Origin of the sequence: Streptomyces sp. NPDC048664 (assembly GCF_040650555.1) — a bacterium.
Lineage (GTDB): Bacteria > Actinomycetota > Actinomycetes > Streptomycetales > Streptomycetaceae > Streptomyces.
This window is the reverse complement of sequence record NZ_JBEZHK010000044.1, coordinates 36,519-55,171: the sequence shown is the minus strand read 5'-3', so window position 1 is coordinate 55,171 and position 18,653 is coordinate 36,519. Positions and strand designations below refer to the sequence as shown.

The window sequence follows — 18,653 nt, the reverse complement described above, 5'->3', positions numbered from 1 at the left end:
GCCGCCTGCCACTTCCGGCTCCGCCCCGCGGCCCCGCCTGCCCCCCCCGCCCCGGCCGCCGTTCTTCGTCCCGGGGCCGTCCGCTCCGGACCCGGCCTCCCGTCACAGCGGGGTCAGATGCTCGGGCGGTACGGGCTTCGACGGCGCGGGCCTCGTGGGTACGGGCCCGAGCTGCCGCGGCACCGAGAGCGCGCCGCGGCCGACCGGGCCGCCCTCCAGGGCCCCCAGCGCGAGCACGGCGGCGACCGGGTGATCGTCGCCGACCAGGGCCGTCGCCCGGTCGCCGGCCGCCATGACCGGGCGCGGACCGCCGCCCGACGCGACCGGCTCCGGCGCGCTCCGGGACAGGGTCACCACGCCCCAGGACGCCAGACCCGCACCCGCCGCCGCGAGCGACAGGCCGGCCATACCGCCCTGGAGGCGCTCGCCCAGCAGGCACAGGCCGATCACCCCGGCGGCGACCGGGTTGGCCAGCGTGACCAGCGCCAGGGGCGCCCCGAGGCCGTCGCGGTACGCGGTCTGGGACAGCAGCAGGCCGCTCGTCGCGAACGCCGCCACCAGCAGCGCGACCACGACGACCTGGACGCTCAGCAGGGGGCCGGAGCGGTCCGTGGCCGCCACCGTGACCGTCTGCGTGAGCGCGGAGGCGACCCCGGAGGCGACCCCGGACGCGGTAGCGTGCCGCAGCCCCGGCCGGGCGCCCCGCCGGGCCAGGACGCCGATCGCGGCGGCGGTCGCCCCCGCCACCGCCAGTGCCTGCGGCAGGCTCAGCACCCTGTCGGGCTCCGGCCCGGACGCCGTCACCAGCAGCGCGGCCAGACCCGCCAGGGTCAGGGCCGTACCCCGCCACTCCAGGGAACTCACCCGGCGCCCGGCCGCCCGCGCCCCGAGCGGCACCGCGGCCACCAGGGTGAGCGCGCCCAGCGGCTGGACCAGGGTCAGCGGACCGTACTTGAGCGCGGCCACGTGCAGCAGCGCCGCAGAGGCGTTGAGGAGCACCGACCACCACCAGGCGCCGTGCCCGAGCAGCCGCAGCAGCCCGCTGCCCGCGTTCCGCGCCGCGAGCCGCTGCTGGGCCACCGCCGCCGCCGCGTAGGCGACGGCGGAGAACAGCGACAGGACGATGGCCAGGACCGTGGCGCTCATCGCCCGGCTCCGACCAGGCCGGAGTGGTCGGCCGCGGGACGCGCGCGCCTGACCGGCGGCGTCGAGCGCGGCAGCGTGCCGCTCGTGCCGCGCCGCGCCGAGGACGGTGCGGGGACCACGGCCAGCGCGGCAGCGAGCAGCAGGCCCGCCGTGATCGCGTCCAGCCAGTAGTGGTTCGCGGTGCTGACGATCACGAACAGGGTCACCAGCGGATGCAGCAGCCACAGCCAGCGCAGCCGCGACCGGGTGGCGGCGACCAGGCCGATCGCGATCATCAGCGCCCAGCCGAAGTGCAGGGAGGGCATGGCGGCGAACTGGTTGGCCATCGTGTCGGTGGCGGGCTTCGCCGCGTACACCGTCGGCCCGTACACCCGTCCGGTGTCCACGAGGTGCGCGACGTCGAGCATCCGCGGCGGGGCGAGCGGGAAGGTGAGATGCAGGACCAGCGCGGCGCCGGTGAGCAGGGCGAGGACCCTGCGGGCCCACAGGTAGTGGTCGGGGCGCCGCAGGTAGAGCCACACCAGGAAGGCCGCGGTGGCCGTGAAGTGGACGGCCACGTAGTAGAGGTTGGCCCCGCGGACCAGGGCGGTGCCGTGCAGCACCACGGACTGCAGGGTGCCCTCGTCCGGCAGGTGCAGCGCGCGCTCCCAGCCCCACAGGCGGTGCGCGTCGCGGTACGCCTCGCCGGTGTGGCCGTTCGCGAGCCGGCGCCCGAACTTGTAGACGAGGAAGAGCCCCGCGACCAGGAGGAGCTCACGGAGGAGGGGTGGCCGGCGCGAGGCGGTGGCCACCCCTCGCCCTTCAGGCTCGGTTAGGGAATTCATCCCCCGGCCCCTTTGCTGACGGTGTGTGCTTGAGGCGGTGCGTGGTGAGCCCAGGACAAGGTCCACTCGACGGTCCGTCCGGCGGATGTCGTGCGACACCGGAGTGGGTCCTGTCCAAGGCTCATCGATACGCCAGTGTACCGATACGCCAGTGTACCGATACGCTGGCGTACCGGTACACTGGCGTATCGATATAGTGTTGTGAAGAGGCCCACGCCCGCCGGGCCCCCGACCGAGGAGCGAAGTTCATGACGTCGCAGGCAGCGGACGCACCGGACACGGGTGCCGCCTCGCGCCGCTCCAAGCTCACCGCCGAGCGTGAGCGGGAGTTCTTCGACGCCGTGCTCGACCAGATCCGCGAGTGCGGTTACGAGGCCGTCACCATGGAGGGGGTCGCCGCCTCCACCCGGTGCAGCAAGTCGACGCTGTACCGGCAGTGGAAGACCAAGCCCCAGTTCGTGGCCGCCGCCCTCAGATCGGCCCGCTGCGTACGGTTCGCGGGCATCGACTCGGGCTCGCTCGCCGGGGACCTGCGCGCCGTCGCCCGCGCGGCGGCCGAGTGGTCCGGGCGTGACACCACGCTGTTCCAGGCCCTCGTCCCCGCGGTGATGCAGGACCGGGAACTCGCCCAGGCCCTGCGGGAAGCGCTCATCGAGCCCGAGGTCAAGGCGCTCCAGGAGATCATCCAGCGGGGCGTGGAGCGCGGGGAGGTGCCCGCGGGGCATCCGGCGCTGGAGTACATCCCCGCGCAGCTGCTGGGCCTGCTGCGGCTGCGGCCGGTACTGGAGGGGCGGGACGCGGACGAGGAGTACCTCACCCGCTTCGTCGACGCCGTGATCATCCCGAGGCTCGGGCTGACATGAGGCCCGAGCCGACATGAGACTCAGGCCGGGATCCGTGGGATGACCGGACACCGGCCTGTCGGCGCCGCACCGTGGGGACGGGGGCGGCGCACCCCCGGCCGGGTGGGTGCTCTCCTTGAGCGGAGGGAGCGCCCACCCGGCCGCAGTACGTCCGGGGCCGGGAGCGATCCCGGCGGTGGGGTCAGACGGTCTGTCCGGGGCCGCCCGCCGAGGACGCCTTGATGCCCTGGGTGATCCGGTCCAGGACCGACAGGCCGGGACCCTTCGTGTCCGCGTCCACGCCGAAGCGGACCACGACCAGCCGTCCCGAGGCGACGGGCGACGGGAAGACCAGCGACTCGACGTACCCGTCCGCACCCTTGCTGGTGACCGCCTTCCAGCGGACCATGTAGCCCTGCTCACCGGCCACGGTCACCGCCTTGGACGCCAGGACCTGGTGCGAGGTGATGCCGCCGTAGGAGCTGCCGCCGTACGACTCCTGCGCGTTCTTGGCGATGTCCTGCTCGGCCGCCGCCCGGGACGTGGTGGCCGTCAGCCCCTGGTCCTTCGCGCTCGCCGAGTAGGCCCCGCCGGGGCTGCAGGTCTTCGAGGTGTCACCGGGGCACTTGTAGGACCCCTGGGACGTGACCTGCGCGCCGCCCTGGATCGTGCCGCCGCTCCAGCCGTCGGGCACCGGGATGCTGATGCCGTTGAACGGGTCGCCGGCGAAGCCGTCCTCCTGACGCGGCTGCCCGGGCCCGGAGTCCGAGCCGCCGGAACCCCCCGAGCCGCCCTGACCGTCCTGGCCGCCGAAGGGATCGCCCTGGCCGCCCTGGCCGTCCTGACCACCCCGGCCCCCCGACCCGCCGAACCCGTCCGGCCCGCCCGGCTTCCGGGCGCCCTCGGAGCTCGCGGCGCGGCCGTCATGACCGGTGAGCGCGTAGACCCCGCCGCCGATCCCGGCGAGGACCAGGACGCCCACGGCGACGGCCGCCGCGACCCGGGCCCCGCGCCGCGCCGGCACGGGAGGGGCGCCGGGGTACGGCGCGCCGCCGTACGCCCCCCGGTACGCGGGGTCGTCGAAGGCCGGCGAGGGCGTCGGCGGACCCCAGGCGGCGGCCGGATCGGCGGGCCGGGTCCGGTCCGTCCACGCCCCGCCGTCCCACCAGCGCTCGGAGGCGGGAGCGTCACTTGTCTGCCCGGGGTCGGGGTACCAGCCGGGGGGAGTCACCTGCGTCATGGAACCACCGTAGGAGCCATGGGTGAAAGTCGGATGAGAGGGGCGGTCACCGGCCTGGCGCGTCGCCTTGTCACCACCCGCTTCACCCATCACGGCAACAGGTGCCCGGAGGGGCCTCCACCATGGCGCCGGTGCCGCTACGCTCCCTCTCTGTACGTCATTTGGGCGAACCTGGGGAGGTACCGGGATGACGGAGGAAGGGCCCGCGGCCCCCTCGGATTCCCTGTGGGAACGCGACGCGGAACTCGCCGTCATCACCGAGGCCGTCGACGCCCTGTGCGCCGACACCTCGCGGACGCAGTCGGGGAGTCTGCTGGTGTTCGACGGGGAGGCCGGGATCGGCAAGACCGCGCTCCTCACCGAGTTGCGCCGCGTCGCGGAGGAGCGCCATTGCACGGTGTGGGCGGCACGCGGCGGCGAGACCGTCACATCCGTCCCCTTCAACGTCGTACGGCAGTTGCTCCAGCCCGCGCTGCTCCAGCTGATGCCGGAGGAGGCGCGCGAGTACCTGGGCGACTGGTACGAGGTCGCGGGCCCCGCCCTCGGCATAGCCGACCCCGGTGACCGGCAGGCCGACCCGCAGGGCGTGTGCGACGGGCTGGTCGCGGCCGTCTCCCGGCTCGCGAAGCGGGAGTGGCCGCTGCTCCTGGTCATCGACGACGCGCAGTGGGCCGACCAGGAGACCCTGCACTGGCTGTCGGCCTTCTGCGAACGGCTCGACGACCTGCATGTGCTCGTGGCGGTCGCCCTGCGGCCCGGCGAGGCGACCGGCGGGAGCGCGCGCCATCTGGAGGCGATCACCGCCTCCGCCCGGGGCCCGGTCAACTCCCTGCGCAACCTCACACCCGGCGCCGTGGAGGGACTCACCCGGGCCGTCGTCGGCGCACACGCGGACGCCGCGTTCTGCCGCGAGGTGTGGGCCGTGACCAACGGCAACCCCTACGACACCGTCGAACTCCTCGCCAAGGTGCTGGACAGCCGGCTCGCTCCCGTCGAGGACTCCGCCGGTGAACTGCGCCCGCTGAACAAGTCGGCCCGCGGCCACGGCCTGGTCGCCCGGCTGGAGGGCCTCGGCGTCGAGGCCACCCGGTTCGCCTGGGCGACGGCCATCCTCGGCACCGGCGCCACCGTGCAGCTGGTGGCACGGCTGGCCACCATGAGCGAGGACGAGGCGCTGCGCTGTGCCGAACTGCTGTGCGCCGCCCGCATCCTCACGCCGGTCGACGCGGCCTGCGGCCCGACCGAGGGCGGTGAGCTGGAGTTCGTGCACCCGCTGATCGCCACCGCCGTCTACCGCTCGATCCCGGACGGGCTGCGCACCGCGATGCACGGCATCGCCGCACAGGTCGTCAGCGACTCCGGTCGTGGTGCGGCCGCCGCCTCCCGCCATCTGCTGGAGGTGCACCCGGACGACGACGAGACGCTGGTCGAGCAGATGCGCGAGGCAGCCCGGGAACACCTCGCCGTCGGTGCTCCCGAGGCCGCGCGCCGCTGCCTCGAACGGGCCCTGCTGGAGCCCCCGCTGCCCGAGATCCACCCGCACGTGCTCTACGAACTGGGCTGCGCCACCCTGCTGACCTCGCCCGTCACCACCATCGACTACCTTCAGGCGGCGCTCGCGATGCCCGGCCTGGAGGGCGGCGACCGGGTCAGCGCCGTGTACCGGCTGTCCCAGGCACTGGTGCACAACGACCAGTTGGACGAGGCCGTCCGCACCATCGACGAGGAGGCCGCCCGGCTCGACCCCGGCCCCTCGCGGATGCGTCTGCAGGCCGTGCACTACATGTGGGAGGGCATCCACGCGGCCGAGGGCGACTCCCCGGCCCGCTCGCGCGAGCTCGCCGAACTGGCCGCCACCTGCACCGGGCGGGACAACTCCGAGCGGGCGCTGCTGATCCTGCGCGGCTTCGACGCGATGACCCACGGTGAGAACGCCGAGGAGGTCGTGGAACTGTGCGACCGGGCCCTCGTCAACGGCCGTCTCGCCCCGGGTCTCGGGTGGACCGACGGCGAGTGGGGCATCGAACTGCTGCTGATGCTGGGCAGTGCCTACGCGTACACGGATCGGCTCGATCGGGCCGAGAACCTGTTCACCGAGGCGTTGCGCACCTACGAGTCCGCCGGCTGGAGGGGCGGCCACCTCGCGCTGGCCAACGCCTACCTCGGACTCGCGCACCGCAGGCGGGGCCGTCTGCGGGAGGCGGAGACCGTGCTGCGCGAGTCGTTGCGCCTGGCCGAGCGGGTCGGCCGCGGACTGCCCCTGTACTGGTCCGCGACCTGCGGTCTCATCGACACCCTGCTCGCCCGCGGGCACGACGAGGAGGCCTGGGCCCTCGCCGAGCGCTACGGCTTCGAGCCGCCCTACCCGTCCACGATCGTGCTGCCCGACATCCGTTCCGTGCGGGGCCGGCTGCTGCTCGCGGTCGGCAGGACCGAGGAGGGCGTGGGCGAACTGGAGGCGGCCGAGAAGGCGTGCGCCGGACGCGGCCACAACACCGTGCAGGCGCCGTGGGCGGGCCACCTCGCCCGCGCGCTGGCCGGTGTCGATCCGCGCCGTGCCGCCGAGCTGGCCGCCACCGCCCGCCGCCAGGCCGAACTGTTCGGTACCGACACGGCGATCGGCGAGGCCCTGCGCGTGGCCGCCGCCCTGGAGACGGGGCAGCGCGCGGTCACGCTCTACGCGCAGGCCGTGACCTATCTGGAGGCCTCGCCCTGCGCCGTGGAGCACGCCGCGGCACGGGTCGACTACGGCATCGCGGCGCGATCGGTGGCCGAGATCGAGCGGGGCCTGACACTCGCCCGCTCCTGCGGTGCCGACGGCCTCGTGGCCCGCGCCCAGGCCGTCCTGGACCGGGGGAGGGGCCTGCGCTGACGCCGCGTCCGGTCACTGCCTCGGCAAGCCGACCGGCACGGGACCGTCCCGACGCCGGCCCCGTAGCGGACCCCGACCAAGCCGAACCGGCCCCAACGGCCCGAGCCTGCCGACGACCGTGACACTGGTGGGTGTCTGGCAAGGACGGCCGTGGCGGGAGTCAGGTCGACGTGCCGAGGATCTCCGCCAGGTCGTAGCGCACCGGCTCCTCCAGCTGCGCGTAGGTGCAGCCGGCGGGAGTGCGGTCGGGGCGCCAGCGGCGAAAGCGCGCGGTGTGCCGGAAGCGCACCCCGTTCTCCATGTGGTCGTACGCCACCTCCGCCACCCGCTCGGGGCGCAGCGGCACCCACGACAGGTCCTTCTTCCCCGACCAGCGGCTGGGCGCGCCCGGAAGCCGGGCGCTCTCGTGCGCGGCCTCGTCCGACCAGGCCGCCCAGGGATGCCCCGCGACCTCGTCCATACGCAGCGGCTCCAGCTCCTCCACCAGCTCCGCGCGCCGCTTCAGCGTGAACGCCGCGGCCACCCCGACATGCTGGAGCGCACCCCGGTCGTCGTAGAGGCCGAGCAGGAGCGAGCCCACCACCGGGCCGCTCTTGTGGAAGCGGTAGCCCGCGACCACGACGTCCGCCGTGCGCTCGTGCTTGACCTTGAACATCACCCGCTCGTCCGGCCGGTACGGCAGGGAGAGCGGCTTGGCGATCACCCCGTCCAGCCCCGCCCCCTCGTACTGTTCGAACCACCGCTGCGCCACCGCCCGGTCCGTCGTCGCCGGGGCCAGGTGCACGGGCGGCGTCACACCCGACAGCGCCCCCTCCAACGCGGGACGCCGCTCGCTGAGCGGTGCGCCGAGCAGCGACGTCTCGCCGAGTGAGAGCAGATCGAAGGCCACGAACGACGCCGGGGTCCGCTCCGACAGCGTCCGCACCCGGGAGGCCGCCGGGTGGATCCGCTCCGTCAGCGCGTCGAAGTCCAGGTGCCCCTCGCGTGCGATCACGATCTCGCCGTCCAGCACGCAGCGTCGCGGCAGACGGTCCCGCAGTGCCTCGACCAGCTCGGGGAAGTACCGCGTCAGGGGCTTTCCGGTACGGCTGCCCAGTTCGACCTCGGGTCCGTCGCGGAAGACGATCGCCCGGAACCCGTCCCACTTCGCCTCGTACTGCATGTCGGGCGGGATGGCGGCCACCGACTTGGCGAGCATCGGTTTCACGGGCGGCATCACGGGGAGATCCATGCCCTTGATTCTGCTCCATGACAGACGTTTCGCCCGGTATGCGTGCATTGGCCGGCTCCCGCGCCTACCGTGGCCCGCATGGGCGACGCGGTGGAGTTGGAAGCGGGCGGCAGGACGGTACGGCTGTCCAGTCCCGACAAGGTCTTCTTCCCGGAGCGCGGCTTCACCAAGCTGGACCTCGCCCGCTACTACCTCGCGGTCGGCCCCGGCATCCTGCGCGCCCTGCGCGATCGGCCCACCACCCTGGAGCGCTACCCGGACGGCGTCGGCGGCGAGTCCTTCTTCCAGAAGCGGGCCCCCAGGAACCTGCCCGACTGGATCCCGACCGCGCACATCACCTTCCCCAGCGGCCGCAGCGCCGACGAGATGTGCCCCACCGAGGAGGCCGCCGTCGTGTGGGCCGCACAGTACGGGACCCTCACCTTCCACCCGTGGCCGGTGCGCCGCGCGGACGTCGACCGTCCCGACGAGTTCCGCATCGATCTCGATCCCCAGCCCGGCACCGACTTCACCGACGCGGTCCGGGTGGCGCACGAACTGCGCGCGGTCCTTCAGGAGTTCGGCGGGCTGCGGGGCTGGCCCAAGACGTCCGGCGGCAGGGGGCTGCACGTCTTCGTCCCCATCGAGCCGCGCTGGACCTTCACCGAGGTGCGCCGCGCGGCCATCGCCGTCGGACGCGAACTGGAACGCCGCATGCCCGATCAGGTGACGATCGCCTGGTGGAAGGAGGAACGGGGCGAGAAGATCTTCGCCGACTACAATCAGACCGCCCGGGACCGAACGATCGCCTCGGCGTACTCCGTGCGCCCGCACCCCCATGCGCCGGTGTCCGCGCCGCTGCGCTGGGAGGAGCTGGACGACGTGGCGCCCCGGGACTTCGACCTGGCGACCATGCCCGGCCGCTTCGCCGAACTCGGCGATGTCCACGCGGACATGGACGACCACGCCTTCTCGCTCGACGCGCTCCTCGACCTGGCCCGACGGGACGAGCACGACCACGGTCTCGGTGATCTGCCCTATCCGCCCGAGTATCCGAAGATGCCGGGCGAGCCCAAGCGCGTGCAGCCCAGCCGGGCCCGACGGGAGAGTCGTCCGGGGTGGGTGGGGAAACCGGAGGCTTCCGACGGCGAGTAGCCCGGACGGGGGAGCGGCGTGCAGGGAATACGACCGAAATACCGGGTGAAATGCCGCTTAAAAGAGGTTCATCCGCATACCATCCATGGGTGCCGCTACCGTGCCTCGGTCGTTCCACCTGGCGGCTCGCCTCCGTGAGTTCCGTACAGGATGGGGAATCCGGCATGGACAGACGCGTCTTCAATCGGCGGATGCTGCTGGGAGGTGCCGCCGTGGCGACCTCCGTGGCCGTGGGCCCGGAGGCGGTCGGCGCCCGCGAGCCCGGGCCGGTCGCGCCCGTCGAGGGCGGGTCCGGACACGGGTTGGCGGAGCCCGCGAAGGCGGTGCGGACCGCGCGCACGGGCGGCCAGATCAAGAAGATCAAGATGTTCGCGGAGCGAACCCGCGGCGGGGGCATGGGCTACGGCTTCGCCAAGGGGAAGGCGACGACTCCGGGACCGCTCATCGAACTGGTCGAGGGCGACGAACTGCACATCGAGTTCCAGAACACCTGCGACACCGCGGCGAGTCTGCACGTGCACGGCCTGGACTACGCCATCACCGACGACGGCACCAGAACCACCATGAGCTTCGTGAACCCGGGCGAGAAGCGCACCTACGTCTGGCGCACGCACGCACCGGGCCTGCGCCCGGACGGCACGTACCGCGAGGGCAGCGCGGGGTACTGGCACTACCACGACCATGTCGTGGGCACGGAACACGGCACGGGCGGCATCCGCAAGGGCCTGTACGGGCCGCTGATCGTCCGCCGGCCGGGCGACGTCCTGCCGGACAAGACCTACACCGTCGTCTTCAACGAGACGATGATCAATCAGATGAAGAACGGCGGGCCCGACTTCGAGGCGATCGTCGGGGAACGCGTCGAGTTCGTGATGATCACGCACGGCGATCTCTACCACACGTTCCATCTGCACGGACACCGCTGGGCGCACAACCGCACCGGGCTCATCAGCGGACCGGGCGACCCCAGTCCGGTCATCGACAACAGGATCGTCGGCCCGGGGGACTCCTTCGGCTTCCAGGTGCTCGCGGGCGAGGGCGTGGGCCCGGGCGCCTGGATGTACCACTGCCATGTCCAGCACCACGCCGACCGCGGGATGGCCGGGCTGTTCATCGTCAAGGAGGCGAACGGCAGGATCCCCAAGTACATGCCGCACAACCACCAGGACAGCGGCGACAACCAGCGCAGCCGCCACCACCGCCATCACGGCGGCTGAGCCCTTCGCCGGGCCGGCGCCGAACCGGGCCCCGGTTCGGCGCCGACCCGGTCGGCGGTCTCAGCCCTGGTCCGCGGACGCGCGCGGCGCGCTCCTGATGATCGCGAACCTCGCTCCGTACGGGTCGGACAGCCTGGCGACACGGCCCACGCCCTCCAGGTCCGTCCCCGGCACCTGGATCAGGCCGCCGAGCTCCACGACCCTGCTCACCGTGGCGTCGACGTCCGTCACCTCGAAGTACGGCAGCCAGTGGGCCCCCGCGTCCCCGACGGGATCACCCGCGGTCGGGACCACCCCGCCGAACATGGCGTCCACACCCCCCACCTCGGGGTTGACGCAGGTGTAGGTTCCGCCGGGGAAGGAGACGCCCTCGGTCTCCCAGCCCAGCACCCGGTGGTAGAACGCGGCGGCCCGCGCGACGTCGGGCGTGTACAGCTCCAGCCAGCACAGCGAGCCCGGCTCACCGGCGACGCCGATGCCCTTCGTCCGCCCCGGCTGCCAGATGCCGAAAGGCACCCCGGCCGTGTCCGCGAGGACGGCCATGTGGCCCTCGCCCATCACGTCCATGGGCGGGACGAGCACGGTGCCGCCGGCCTGCTCGGCCGACTTCGCGGTCGACTGGGCGTCGGCGCTCTGGAAGTAGACCGTCCACGACGGTGGCCCCTGCTCGGACGTGGTCTGCATACCGCCCGCGGCGGTCCTGCCGGAGAGCTGGAAGAAGCCGTAGCCCCCGGAGTCGGGGCCCGCCGACCGGAAGTCCCAGCCGAAGACGGAGCGGTAGAAGGAGATGGCCCCGTCGATGTCGGGAGTGCCGACATCCAGCCAGTTCGGGGCGCCGTTGACGAAGCGGGTGGTGAGCATGAATGCCCTCCTTCGAGGGGTCCCGTTGCCTGTGCGTTCCGAGTCTCGCACCGCCCACCGACAGTGGCCCCCGAACAGACGCGACACGCCCGTCCCTCCGCGCGCCGCCGTGTGCCGCCGGGGCGGCCGGGGCATGATCGAAGGGCGTGTGAGCCCGCAGGACGGGCCGTTGATCCGGCGTTGATCGAACGTTTTTCGCCACCGGACACGATCTCCTCATGCACATCGAAGCGATCACTGAGTCGGACACCGCCTGGCAGGAGCAGGCGATGTGTGCGCAGACGGGTGCCGAATTCTTCTTTCCCGAGCCCGGCAGTTCGGTGCGGGAGGCGAAACGGATCTGCGGTTTGTGCGAGAGCCGCTCCGCCTGTCTCGCCTACGCCCTGGCCAACGACGAGCGGTTCGGTGTCTGGGGCGGCCTCTCGGAGAAGGAGCGGCTGCACCTGCGGCGCGTCGACGACCTGGCCTGACCGGGGCGCGGGGCCCGTCAGGATGCGCGCCGCGGGGGGCGGGACGATGCTGGAGACATGTCCGGACGGGCTCCTGTCATCGTTCATCCGCCGTCGGGTACCGGCGGTCGCCGGGTCACCACGCGCGGGGAGAGCCTCGGGACGGCGTTCTCGGACGAGGACGTGATCGAGTTCCTCGGCCGCGCGGGGCTGCCGGACGCCGAGGACCTGCTCGACGATCCGTCGTGGGTGAAGTGGCGCGGCGCGGACGCGCACCACTACGAGGCCGTCTAGCCGCCCCGGCGCGCCGGGGCGTGCCGGTCGTCCGCCGCGCCGGTGCCGCGTGTCGCGGTCAGTCCGCGCCCGCCGTGGCCAGCACGGCGAGCGTGCGGCGGGCCCGCCGCAGCGCCGGCTCCAGCACGAGCGGCGGATGCAGGGCCCCGCTGCCGTCGGGCGGGACGATCCACTCCACCCGCTGACCCCGCAGGTACGGCGAGGGCACGGCGACCCACGCCCCCCGGGTCACGTGGCGGATCCCGTCGCCGTCCCAGCGTGCCGCCGCCCGCGGCGGCACGAAGAAGCCGACCCGGTCCGCCGCCGAGTCCACCATCGTCGGCCCGGGGGTGCACAGCGGGTCGTACCACAGGATGTCCAGGACGAGCAGGCCGAGCCCGCGGGGGACGCTCACCATGTCCCAGTGCACCCCGGCCTCCAGCAGCACCGTGCCGTCGCCGTCCACCCACCGCGGCCCGCACCACGGCCGAGAGACCGGCACACCGGCGGCCGACCCCTGCGCGCCTCGCCGCCACATCGCATTCACCATGACCCGCTCCAGGGCCGCCACCATCTGGCGACCGGCAACCGACAGGGACGCCGGGCGTGAGCGCATGTCCACGGAACACCTCCCCGGCATATTCATGCTGGTCGATGTCGCGCCCCGCGAACAGGGTGGCGCGCCCTGGCGTTTGCCGTCGGCGCGAGCGCAGGGGTGACGCGCCCGGGCCGCGCGCCCTATGCGCGCCGGGCCGCCATGCGGGCCTTGCGGGCCGCGAGCTTCTCGTCGAACCGCGCGGCCTCGGTGTCCAGGCCGCCCATGAACAGGCCCAGTTCCTCCTGGGCACGGCGCCCCTCCGGGCCCAGGCCGTCGATCTCCATCACCTTCAGGAAGCGCAGCACCGGCTGGATCACGTCGTCGTGGTGGATGCGCAGGTTGTAGACCTCGCCGATCGCCATCTGCGCGGCGGCGCGTTCGAATCCGGGGATGCCGTGGCCGGGCATGCGGAAGTCCACCACGACGTCCCGCACCGCCAGCATCGTCAGGTCGGGTGCGAGCTCGAACGCGGCCTTCAGCAGGTTCCGGTAGAAGACCATGTGCAGGTTCTCGTCGGTCGCGATGCGGGAGAGCATCCGGTCGCAGACCGGATCACCGGAGTGGTGGCCGGTGTTGCGGTGCGAGATGCGGGTGGCCAGCTCCTGGAAGGCCACGTAGGCGACGGAGTGCAGCATCGAGTGCCGGTTGTCGGACTCGAAGCCCTCGCTCATGTGCGCCATGCGGAACTGCTCGAGCTTGTCGGGGTCCACCGCGCGGGACGCGAGCAGGTAGTCCCGCATCACGATGCCGTGCCGGCCCTCCTCGGCGGTCCAGCGGTGCACCCAGGTGCCCCAGGCGCCGTCCCGCCCGAAGAGCGTGGCGATCTCGTGGTGGTAGCTCGGGAGGTTGTCCTCCGTCAGGAGGTTCACCACCAGGGCGATGCGACCGACCTCCGAGACCTGGGACTGCTCCTTCTCCCAGGCCACGCCGTCGTCGAAGTGGCCGGGGAAGTTGCGGGCCTGGGTCCAGGGCACGTACTCGTGCGGCATCCAGTCCTTGGCGACCTTCAGGTGCCGGTTCAGCTCGGTCTCGACCACTTCCTCCAGCGCGTACAGCAGCCGGGCGTCGGTCCAGACGGCGTCGGTGCCGGCCTGAGGGGAAGTGATCGTCACGGGGAACTCCAGGGGGACGCTGAGCAGACCGGCGGGCGGCGCCGGAACTTACGGGATCGTAGGCTACGGAGCCGTAGGTTACGAGCCTGTAGGTTACGAAGCCGTAGGCTAAGCGCGCTGTAAAGCCGGAATGCCCCGCTACGCGTACAGGTCCCTCACGCGCACCGAGAGGCATGTCACACAGCCCTCCAGCTTCTCGAACTCGCTGATGTCCACGACGACCGGTTCGTGCCCGAGGTCGGCGAGGAGTTCCGCCGTCCTCGGCGCGCTCGCGGCCATGAGCAGCTTGCCTCCGCCGAGCAGCACCACATGCGCGCCCGACTCCTCGGGGACGGGAAGGAACCGCGGGAAGAGCGCCGGCTTGTCCACGAGCGGCACATGGCCGAGGACCGTGCCGTCGGGCAGCGCGGTGACCGCCGACTTCAGGTGCAGCACCCGTGTGACCGGCACCGCGACCACCCGGGCACCCAGCGGCTCGAAGGCGGCGCGCAGCTGCTGGACGCCGGCGGCGTTGGTGCGCGCGCTGCGGCCCACGTAGATCGTGTCGCCGGCCTTCAGGACGTCACCGCCGTCCAGGGTGCCGGGCTCCCAGATCCAGTTCACCGAACAGCCCAGCCGGGCCACGGCCTCCTCCACCCCGTCCGTCTCCGGGCGCCGCGAGGCGGCGCCCGGACGGGAGATCAGGGCGACGTTCCGGTACATCACCACCGCGTCCTCGACGAACACCGAGTCCGGGCAGTCGTCCGCCGGGTCCACCTCCACCGTCTCCCAGCCGTGGGTGCGCAGCGCCTCCCCGTACGCCCCCCACTGCTCCAGTGCCAGCTCGACGTCCACCGTCTCCCGCTCGATGTGCGTCACCAGCCCCTCGGCGAGGCGGGGGCTGGGTCGGCGGATGAGTGCCTTCTTGCTTGCCACGTGCCATCTCCGTCTCGGCTTCCGGTGTCGCCCGCCATGATGCAGTCCACGATCCCGGCGGCAAAGCCCCCCGCCGTGGGGGCGCGGCTCACAGGAGGCCCTCCAGCTCCTCCGGCGAGGTCTCGGTGAGCGCGCCGTCGAGCAGGAACCAGCGGGTGATGCCGATGGACCGCAGGAACGGCAGGTCGTGACCGGCCACGATCAGCGCGCCCTCGTAGGAGTCCAGGGCCGTGCTCAACTGGCGTACGCTCGCCATGTCCAGGTTGTTGGTCGGCTCGTCCAGCAACAGCAGTTGCGGCGCGGGCTCGGCGAGCATCAGCGCGGCCAGCGCCGCCCGGAAGCGCTCCCCGCCGGACAGGGTGCCGGCCGGCTGGTCGGCCCGTGCGCCACGGAAGAGGAAGCGGGCCAGGCGCGCCCGGATCCGGTTGGCGTCGGCGTCGGGTGCGAACCGGGCCGCGTTCTGCGCGACCGTCAGCGCGTCGTCCAGCACGTCCAGTCGTTGCGGCAGGAAACGCAGCGGCACGTGGACCGTCGCCTCGCCCTCGACCGGTGCCAGTTCACCCGCGACGGTGCGCAGCAGCGTGGTCTTGCCCGCGCCGTTGCGCCCCAGCAGGGCGATCCGCTCGGGACCGCGCACCTCGAACGCGCCTTGGACGCGCGTGCCGTGCACGGGCTGGAGATCCCGCAGCGTGAGGACCGAGCGCCCCGGCGGCACCGCCGTGGCGGGCAGGTCGACGCGGATCTCGTCCTCGTCCCGTACCGCGTCCACCGCCTCGTCCAGCCGCTCCCGGGCCTCGGCGAGGCGCTCCTCGTGCAGGATGCGGTGCTTGCCCGCGGACTCCTGTGCGGCGCGCTTGCGGGCCCCCATGACGATCTTCGGTTCGCGCTTGCTGTCCCACATCTTCTGGCCGTAGCGCCTGCGGCGGGCCAACTTGACCCGTGCGTCGGTCAGTTCGCGCTTCTGCTTGCGGACGTCGGCCTCCGCGGCCCGCACCGTGCGCTCCGCGGCCTCCTGCTCCGCGGCCAGCGCCTGCTCGTACGAGGACAGGTTGCCGCCGTACCAGGTGACCTCCCCGGAGCGCAGATCCGCGATCCGGTCCACCAGGTCGAGCAGTTCCCGGTCATGGCTGACCACGACCAGGACGCCGGGCCACCGTTCGAGCGCCGCGTACAGGCGGCGGCGCGCGTGCAGGTCCAGGTTGTTGGTGGGCTCGTCCAGCAGCAGCACGTCGGGACGGCGCAGCAGCAGCGCGGCCAGCCGCAGCAGGACGGACTCGCCGCCGGACACCTCGCCCAGGGTGCGGTCCAGGGCGACATGGCCGAGGCCGAGTTCGCCGAGCAGCGCCTCGGCGCGCTCCTCCACGTCCCAGTCGTCGCCGACGGCCGCGAAGTGCTCCTCGCGCGCGTCGCCCGCCTCGATGGCGTGCAGCGCGGCACGGGTCGCGGCGATGCCGAGCACCTCGTCCACCTTCAGGGAGGTGTCGAGGGTGACGTTCTGCGGGAGCAGCCCGACCTGACCGGTGACCCGCACGGAGCCGCCGGACGGGGTGAGCTCGGCGCTGATCAGCTTGAGCAGGGTGGACTTCCCGGATCCGTTGACGCCGACGAGCCCGGTGCGGCCGGGGCCGAAGGCGACGTGGAGGCCGTCGAAGACGCGGGTGCCGTCGGGCCAGGAGAAGGACAGGGACGCGACGGTGACGGAAGGGTTCTGTGACATGCGGGTCTCGGTTCGCTCGAAGCGGTCGGGGCGAGATGAGGGAGACACCGCGAGGGCGAGGGTCCGCGAGCAGGGGCGGTCAGCCCGTGCCGGTGGGTGGACGGCTCGTACGCCGAGGTCGCACACGACACACACGGACGCGGACAGCGTCGTGTGCCGGTGTCTCGAAGACCTCAGACGAGCAACGTCCTTCTCCAATCGACGGCAACAGGACCGTGGAACACCGTAGGGACCGGTTCGAGGGCGGTCAACGGAATTTCGGAGGGAAGGAGGGGAAGGAGAGGAGGGGGTGCCGGCCGCGTCCCGCGCGCCAGGGGTCAGCGCGCGTCGCGCATCAGCTCCGCGAGATCCTCGTCCAGGTTCAGCTGGAGGTGCTCCAGGCCCACCGGCACCAGCGCGGTGCTGCGCCGCAGGAACTGCCGTACGTCCCGGGAGTGGATGTGCACCACGGCGGTGCCCTCGGGGGCGTGGAACTCCACCACGGTGCGGTCGTAGCCGTAGGGGCGCACCCGGACGTCCCCGTGGCCCTCAGGGCCCGCCAGTCCCGCCGCGAGGAGGTCGCGGGCGAAGGTCCAGCAGACGTCGACGCCCTCGAGGGTGGCCGGCGCGGGGAAGGTCATACGGACCGCGAACGGGTCGCGCCGGTCGTAGTGGAGCGTGGCCGGGATGCTCTGCATCCGCGGCGCGGCGGCGACGAGACGGGCCTGGACGGGCTGCTCGATGAGGGTGGACAACGCCTTGCTCCCTTGTGACGGCTGACTGGACGCGGACGGAACGGCGGACGGTTGAGGCTCGGCATGACAAGAGACGTTGGAACGGGCCGATGCGTGCACATGGATCGTGAGTGACCTCGGTCACCGGATCCGAGGGAGCGGACGAGCGGGGGACGGGTTTACCAGGGGTGCGGCGGCGCTGGACGGACAGCGGAACGGCGGACATCGGAGAAGACACCCGGCGACGGCGCACGGTTCCCTCGGAGGCCATCTGGACGGCGCCGGGCCGGTGCACTAGCTTCCGGCGCCATGACGGGCATGGGGAACACGAGACGTACGGTCCGGACGCTGGCCGTGGGCCTGTGCACGGCGGCCCTCGCCGTGTCGCCGGTGGCACCCGCGTGGGCGCGCGACGCTCCGCGACCGGCCGCGGCACCGCACTGGCGGCCGACGGACAGCGGCACGGACGCGCGCTTTCGCGGTCTGTCCGCGGTCAGGGGGCGTACCGCGTGGCTGGCCGGAACCAAGGGCACAGTGCTGCGCACCACCGACGGCGGCGCGCACTGGGCGGACGTGTCCCCGCCGGGCGCCTCGGACCTGGAGTTCCGTGACGTACGGGCGTTCGACGCGCGGCACGCCGTGGTCCTGGCCATCGGCGAGGGGGAGGCGTCCCGGGTGCTGCGCACCGACGACGGGGGCGCGACCTGGACCGAGTCCTTCCGCAACACCGACACCGCCGCGTTCTACGACTGCCTCGCCTTCTTCGACCGGCGCCACGGGCTGGCGGTGAGCGACCCGGTCGACGGAAGGTTCCGCATCCTGTCCACCAGCGACGGCGGCCGGTCCTGGACGGTCCTGCCGAACACCGGGATGCCCGCGGCGCAGGCCGGGGAGGCCGGGTTCGCGGCGAGCGGCCAGTGCCTGGTGACCTCGGGGCCGCGCGACGTCTGGCTGGCCACGGGCGGTGGCGCGCACGCGCGCGTGCTGCACTCCGGCGACCGCGGACGGCACTGGAAGGCCGCGGACACCCCCGTCCCGGCGGGCGACCCGGCGCGCGGCGTCTTCGCGCTCGCCTTCCGCGACCGCGCGCACGGCATCGCCGTCGGCGGCGACTACCGCCCCGACCAGGGTTCGCCGCGGGCCGCGGCCGTGTCCACGGACGGCGGCCGCACCTGGAGGGCCGCGGGGCAGGCGCCGCCCGCCTACCGCTCGGGCGCCGCCTGGATCCCGCACAGCCGCCGGGCGGCCCTTGCCGTGGGGCCGACCGGCACCGACCTGACCCTGGACGCCGGCCGCACCTGGCGGACCATCGACACGGGCTCCTACGACACCGTCGACTGCGCACCGGACGGGGGCTGCTGGGCCGCCGGGGAGAAGGGCCGGGTGGCCCGCCTGGAACCCTGACACCCGACCGGGCGGTCCGCCGCCGCACGGCGCCGGCACGCACACCGACCACCGCTCCCGGGGTACGCCCCGTGCGAGGGGTTCGGGTCGGCACGTCGGGAGCAC

General features: G+C 73.1%; 17 protein-coding genes. 7 read left to right on the top strand and 10 right to left on the bottom strand.

Features of this window, described 5'->3' with window-relative positions; genetic code table 11:
* Positions 1–102 precede the first annotated feature (102 nt).
* On the bottom strand, positions 103–1,146 hold the full coding sequence (locus AB0C59_RS32565; RefSeq protein ID WP_363011049.1) for a DMT family transporter: 1,044 nt from the start codon (positions 1,144–1,146) through the stop codon (positions 103–105).
* The gene (locus AB0C59_RS32560; RefSeq protein WP_363011047.1) at positions 1,143–1,970 is read right to left on the bottom strand and encodes a phosphatase PAP2 family protein; all 828 of its coding nucleotides are present in this window, start codon (positions 1,968–1,970) and stop codon (positions 1,143–1,145) included. The genes AB0C59_RS32565 and AB0C59_RS32560 overlap by 4 nt, the downstream gene beginning before the upstream one ends.
* Before the next feature lie 248 nt (positions 1,971–2,218).
* Between AB0C59_RS32560 and AB0C59_RS32555 the strand changes: the two genes are divergently transcribed.
* On the top strand, positions 2,219–2,833 hold the full coding sequence (locus AB0C59_RS32555; RefSeq protein WP_363011045.1) for a TetR/AcrR family transcriptional regulator C-terminal ligand-binding domain-containing protein: 615 nt from the start codon (positions 2,219–2,221) through the stop codon (positions 2,831–2,833).
* Positions 2,834–3,014: 181 nt separating this feature from the next.
* Here AB0C59_RS32555 and AB0C59_RS32550 read toward each other — a convergent pair whose 3' ends face one another.
* A complete protein-coding gene (locus tag AB0C59_RS32550; RefSeq protein WP_363011043.1) occupies positions 3,015–4,052 on the bottom strand; it encodes a DUF2510 domain-containing protein in 1,038 nt (345 codons plus the stop codon).
* Between the two features lie 187 nt (positions 4,053–4,239).
* On the opposite strand from AB0C59_RS32550, the gene AB0C59_RS32545 reads away from it, so the two are divergent.
* On the top strand, positions 4,240–6,924 hold the full coding sequence (locus AB0C59_RS32545; protein WP_363011041.1) for an AAA family ATPase: 2,685 nt from the start codon (positions 4,240–4,242) through the stop codon (positions 6,922–6,924).
* A gap of 160 nt (positions 6,925–7,084) precedes the next feature.
* On the opposite strand, the gene AB0C59_RS32540 is transcribed toward AB0C59_RS32545, so the two are convergent.
* Positions 7,085–8,155, bottom strand: a complete 1,071-nt coding sequence (locus AB0C59_RS32540; RefSeq protein ID WP_363011039.1) for an ATP-dependent DNA ligase — start codon at positions 8,153–8,155, stop codon at positions 7,085–7,087.
* Between the two features lie 78 nt (positions 8,156–8,233).
* On the opposite strand from AB0C59_RS32540, the gene ligD reads away from it, so the two are divergent.
* Both ligD and AB0C59_RS32530 read left to right on the top strand, forming a co-directional pair.
* Positions 8,234–9,289 (top strand): non-homologous end-joining DNA ligase, encoded by a 1,056-nt coding sequence (ligD, locus tag AB0C59_RS32535; RefSeq protein WP_363011037.1) that lies wholly within the window; start codon positions 8,234–8,236, stop codon positions 9,287–9,289.
* A gap of 164 nt (positions 9,290–9,453) precedes the next feature.
* The gene (locus tag AB0C59_RS32530) at positions 9,454–10,506 is read left to right on the top strand and encodes a multicopper oxidase domain-containing protein (RefSeq protein ID WP_363011035.1); all 1,053 of its coding nucleotides are present in this window, start codon (positions 9,454–9,456) and stop codon (positions 10,504–10,506) included.
* A gap of 60 nt (positions 10,507–10,566) precedes the next feature.
* On the opposite strand, the gene AB0C59_RS32525 is transcribed toward AB0C59_RS32530, so the two are convergent.
* Positions 10,567–11,367: a VOC family protein gene (locus tag AB0C59_RS32525; RefSeq protein ID WP_363011033.1), complete on the bottom strand. Its 801-nt coding sequence runs from the start codon at positions 11,365–11,367 to the stop codon at positions 10,567–10,569.
* Positions 11,368–11,585: 218 nt separating this feature from the next.
* On the opposite strand from AB0C59_RS32525, the gene AB0C59_RS32520 reads away from it, so the two are divergent.
* Both AB0C59_RS32520 and AB0C59_RS32515 read left to right on the top strand, forming a co-directional pair.
* Positions 11,586–11,837, top strand: a complete 252-nt coding sequence (locus tag AB0C59_RS32520) for a WhiB family transcriptional regulator (RefSeq protein ID WP_363011031.1) — start codon at positions 11,586–11,588, stop codon at positions 11,835–11,837.
* Positions 11,838–11,894: 57 nt separating this feature from the next.
* Positions 11,895–12,110 (top strand): hypothetical protein, encoded by a 216-nt coding sequence (locus AB0C59_RS32515; protein ID WP_363011029.1) that lies wholly within the window; start codon positions 11,895–11,897, stop codon positions 12,108–12,110.
* Between the two features lie 58 nt (positions 12,111–12,168).
* Here AB0C59_RS32515 and AB0C59_RS32510 read toward each other — a convergent pair whose 3' ends face one another.
* The 5 genes from AB0C59_RS32510 to AB0C59_RS32490 form a co-directional block, all read right to left on the bottom strand.
* Entirely contained in the window at positions 12,169–12,705 is a 537-nt protein-coding gene (locus tag AB0C59_RS32510; protein ID WP_363011027.1) for a hypothetical protein, read from the bottom strand.
* Positions 12,706–12,827: 122 nt separating this feature from the next.
* Positions 12,828–13,799, bottom strand: a complete 972-nt coding sequence (locus AB0C59_RS32505) for an acyl-ACP desaturase (RefSeq protein WP_363011025.1) — start codon at positions 13,797–13,799, stop codon at positions 12,828–12,830.
* 138 nt (positions 13,800–13,937) lie between these two features.
* On the bottom strand, positions 13,938–14,714 hold the full coding sequence (gene ddaH / locus AB0C59_RS32500; RefSeq protein ID WP_363011023.1) for a dimethylargininase: 777 nt from the start codon (positions 14,712–14,714) through the stop codon (positions 13,938–13,940).
* Positions 14,715–14,802: 88 nt separating this feature from the next.
* Complete coding sequence (locus AB0C59_RS32495) at positions 14,803–16,431, bottom strand: ATP-binding cassette domain-containing protein (protein ID WP_363011021.1); 1,629 nt, start codon at positions 16,429–16,431, stop codon at positions 14,803–14,805.
* A gap of 317 nt (positions 16,432–16,748) precedes the next feature.
* Complete coding sequence (locus AB0C59_RS32490) at positions 16,749–17,165, bottom strand: SsgA family sporulation/cell division regulator (protein ID WP_363011019.1); 417 nt, start codon at positions 17,163–17,165, stop codon at positions 16,749–16,751.
* A 288-nt stretch (positions 17,166–17,453) separates the two neighbouring features.
* On the opposite strand from AB0C59_RS32490, the gene AB0C59_RS32485 reads away from it, so the two are divergent.
* Positions 17,454–18,548, top strand: a complete 1,095-nt coding sequence (locus AB0C59_RS32485; protein ID WP_363011017.1) for an oxidoreductase — start codon at positions 17,454–17,456, stop codon at positions 18,546–18,548.
* The last annotated feature ends 105 nt before the right edge of the window (positions 18,549–18,653 follow it).